The following is a 4,040-nucleotide window of genomic DNA, read 5'->3' as shown; positions in this document are numbered from 1 at the left end:
TGTACACAGTGCACTGGGTTATGTATCGCCTTTTGAGTTTGAAGCAATGTACTATGATAAGATTAACCCGTTAGGTCAGGTGGCCTAACTTAAATAAAAAAGTCTCCGATAAACCCGGTACGGTTCACCACAAACGGATAAACGCCCATCTCTGTCAATTTGGCAGTCATTTCGATAATTTCATTTTCGGTATCACCCAATCCAGCCAAGATATAGGTGCTCACTTGCCCCCGACCAAATACCTCTACAGCTGCCTTAAATGCTGCAAAGTAAGTATCAAGAGAAACCTCTGCTTTACCCGGCATAATTTTATGACGTACCCGATCACTTACCGCTTCAAGATGCATACCAATTGACACCGCACCTGCATCTTTTAACTTTTGAAACCATGCAAAATCATCGGGTGGCTCACATTGCACCTGTATAGGCAAATTCACTTCAGCCAGAATAGCTTTCACACTGTCATATAAAATCTCTGCTCCACGATCTGGAGTGTTGGGTGTGCCAGTGGTAATGACCATTTGCTGTACACCATCAAGTTCCACAGCTGCTTTTGCAACTTCTGCGAGCTGTTCAGGACGTTTCCGAATTAAAGTACGACCACTTTTTAAAGATTGGTCAATCGAACAAAATTGACAAGCCGTAGCTTTATCATTCATACGAATGCAATGTTGTAATACTGTTGTTGCCAAGACATCGTGGCTATGCAAAGTTGCAATTTGCTCATATGGAATACCTTCGTCTGTAGTTAAGTCATAAAACTTTGGACGAGATGGGGCTGTTAATGTTGCTACAGGAATCCGGTTTTTAAATACGATCACTTGGTCAGAATCTGGATCAGCTTTGGCACTGTATGGAGACTCTTGTGCAGCTAGATTCAACACTGGAATCATCATCGTCTGCCCATCTAGGCTGAGTGCCTTATGATCACTTGGCCCTGCACCGCCTTTACGAGATAGACCAAATTCACCATCCCATTTCAGACCGTTACATTGCAAATCAGTCAAAAGTTGTATTGCAGACATACTCACCCCTCTCTATAGAATTGGTTTAATAAGGCTTAAACCTGCTCTTCCGTAAATCTGGAAATCTTTTCAAGATTTGTTAAATCTGAAGATTCGACTTTAAGTTCATGTAGTACCTGTGTCGGACGACGATCAATCAATAAACTTAATAATTCTGGACGGCTATAATGACCAACCGAATCCATCATGCGTTTACGTTTATCAATTAATGAAAAGTCTAAGTCAGCGATACAATAACCTTCACCCTGAGTAACAGGTTCGGCTAGAAATTTCCCTTCAGGCGATACAATAGCAGTGAAGCATCCACCTGAAATTGGACCAATTTCACAACCAGTGTCGTGCATAATTTGTTGTTGTTGCTCTGGATCAAGCCATGCTGTGGCATTCACCACAAAACAACCCGACTCTAAAGCGTGGTGCTGAATGGTGGCACTGATCTGATCAGCGAACACCTGTCCGACTAATGAACCAGGGAACATGGCAGCATGAATCTGTTCTCCATCTGCCATTAAGGCAAAACGTGCCAAAGGGTTATAATGCTCCCAGCATGCCAGTGACCCAATACGCCCGACAGCAGAATCAATCGCACGCAACCCACTGCCATCGCCTTGTCCCCACACCATACGTTCATGATAAGTTGGGGTAATTTTTCGACGATGCTGAATGATTGAACCATCAGCATCAAATAACAGCTGTGCGTTGTAGATTGTTCCACCCGCGCGCTCATTAATCCCAATAGAAACCACCATTTTTGCTTCAGCACATGCTTGACCAATCGCAAAGGTTGCTTCAGAAGGGACAACCACAGATTCATTGAGAAGCTTTAAATGTTCCTTACCCATTGCAAACGGTGGTTGTACAAAAGAAAAGTAAGGGTAATAAGGCACTACCGTTTCAGGAAAAACAGCAAACTGTACGCCTTGTTTACCTAGCTCCAAAATCGTATTACAGATTTTTTGTACAGTTTCCTTTTGGCTATAAAGCACTGGACTACACTGTACTGCTGCTGCTTTTACAATCTGATTCATGTCTTATTCCCCTTTCTTAAATCTTTAAACAGTCCAAGTATCAATGATCAGTGCATTGTCACGACGCATCAGTAATTTCAAGTCCATTACATCTAAAGGATTGATTGGACGAATCCCTGGCATTAATGCTTTTTCGGTTTGACCATATAGCGCTTGTAATGCGAATCGGCAGGCATAAACTTCACCACCTTCTTCCATAAAGGCTTTAAGCTGATTATTGACCGCCAAATGTCCAGGAAAAGCTTCAGCACCTAAAGTTGGGAAACCACGTTGTACCCCCAACTGAACACCTGGACCGTAGAGCAAAATTTTGGTTTCAAAACCTTTGCGTAATAATCGTTTTGCTTGTAAGACATTGACCAAGCCAATAGAACCTTCAAAGGCAACGGTGTGGAAAGTCACCAATGCTTTTTCACCCGGCTGAGCTTTTACATCCTCAAATACTTTTTCTTCATAATCGACAAGAAAATCACCATCTTTGTATTGTTCAATATCTACTTTAGGCATAGCCGTTCCTCATATCTACGGTTTCGATTCAACCAACTGTTTTGGTCTATCCGTGTTATTGCGAGAGCTGTGTCAAGATCTATTTGCTGGTAGGAATTAATTTTTATATCATTGAAATATAATAATTAATATTTTCAAAACTGCTCTTTTAGATGATAAATATAGTGCTGGAAGGTTATGATTTTTCGTAGTATTATGAAATTTCATAACCTATTCTATGAAATTTCGTAGCGTGAATAATACTGACTTCATTTCCGATTGGGTAACTACTGAGAATTCAATTCGTCCACTTGCATTTGAACACACCTCTCAAGCCTTACTCGTTTTAGACCCACATCAAAATCAGTTTATTGATGTAAATATTAGTGCTACTAAATTACTCCGCTATGAACGCCATGAGCTGATTCAAAAAACTATCACCTCTATTTTTGGTCATTTTAGTCAACTCCCAGACTTAGTGGCATTTACAGAAGAAACACTAGCTAAAGGCTATGCATGGAATAATGAGCTATATGCTTTTGATAAAAATGGAGAAAAAATTCAATTCGATGTCAGTTCTGTTTCAATTCCATATAAAAATAAAACTTTACTTATTTGGTCATTGGTCGATGTCAAAGATCTGGAGCTACGCCAACTGAATAAAAATGCAGACAAAGTCATCCGCGCAGGACTAAAAGAATGGCAAGCCTTACAGGAACTTTTTATTGACTCGGACACAGGCAAACATTTATTGCTCAGTTCAGTCGGTGACGGCATTTACAGTATTAACAAACAAGGATTATGTACCTTTATAAATCCCGTTGGTGCGAGAATGCTAGGATTAAAACCAGAAGATGTGCTTAGTAAAAATATCCATAAAATACACCACCATACTCATGAGAATGGTACGCACTATCCTGTCGAGGAATGCCCAATCTACGCAGCTGTACACGATGGTGTAGTACATGAAGGAATACAAGAGATTTTCTGGCGACGTGATGGCAGTTTTTTTCCTGTGGAATTTACAAGTACACCAATCATCCGTGAAAGCGAGATCATTGGTGCAGTTGTAATCTTTAGAGATATCAGCGAACGCTTAAATACAGAAAAACAACTCACCCATGCTCTTAACGAACTACAAGACTTAAAAAGTCGCCTAGAACAACAAAATGAATATTTACAGGAAGAGATATTACAAGAGAATCAATATCATGAAATTGTGGGAAATAGTGCCTCAATTTTACAAATCATTGAAAAAATTAAAGTGGTTGCTTCTACTGATGCCAATGTCATGATTTATGGCGAATCTGGTACAGGAAAGGAACTGATTGCACGTGCAATCCATCAATCTAGTCATCGTAAACAACAACCTCTTATACGTGTTAACTGTGCAGCCATCCCCTCAGAACTATTTGAAAGTGAATTTTTCGGGCATGTTAAAGGCGCATTTACGGGAGCAGTGCGTGATCGGGCTGGACGCTTTGAACTTGCAGATCAAGGA

Annotated in this window: 3 protein-coding genes and 1 pseudogene; 1 reads left to right on the top strand and 3 read right to left on the bottom strand. The window is 40.4% G+C overall.

All coding sequences use genetic code 11. The annotated features are described in order from the left end of the window. Window positions 1-125 precede the first annotated feature (125 nt). The 3 genes and pseudogenes from GBN19_RS14955 to GBN19_RS14945 all read right to left on the bottom strand — a co-directional run. Window positions 126-1,025 (bottom strand): annotated as a pseudogene (locus tag GBN19_RS14955) (MSMEG_0568 family radical SAM protein); the annotation flags it as partial. Between the two features lie 35 nt (window positions 1,026-1,060). Next, window positions 1,061-2,053 carry a Nit6803 family nitrilase gene (locus GBN19_RS14950; protein ID WP_004992208.1) on the bottom strand — a complete coding sequence of 331 codons (993 nt, stop codon included), beginning with the start codon at window positions 2,051-2,053 and terminating at the stop codon, window positions 1,061-1,063. Window positions 2,054-2,077: 24 nt separating this feature from the next. Next, complete coding sequence (locus GBN19_RS14945) at window positions 2,078-2,560, bottom strand: MSMEG_0572/Sll0783 family nitrogen starvation response protein (RefSeq protein ID WP_002058090.1); 483 nt, start codon at window positions 2,558-2,560, stop codon at window positions 2,078-2,080. A 217-nt stretch (window positions 2,561-2,777) separates the two neighbouring features. On the opposite strand from GBN19_RS14945, the gene GBN19_RS14940 reads away from it, so the two are divergent. Continuing rightward, window positions 2,778-4,040, top strand: a 1,263-nt coding sequence (locus GBN19_RS14940; protein WP_151778654.1) for a sigma 54-interacting transcriptional regulator, incomplete at its 3' end; no start/stop codon positions are given.

Source organism: Acinetobacter brisouii, from assembly GCF_008993995.1.
Lineage (GTDB): Bacteria > Pseudomonadota > Gammaproteobacteria > Pseudomonadales > Moraxellaceae > Acinetobacter > Acinetobacter brisouii_A.
This window is presented reverse-complemented; position numbering and strand designations above follow the sequence as displayed.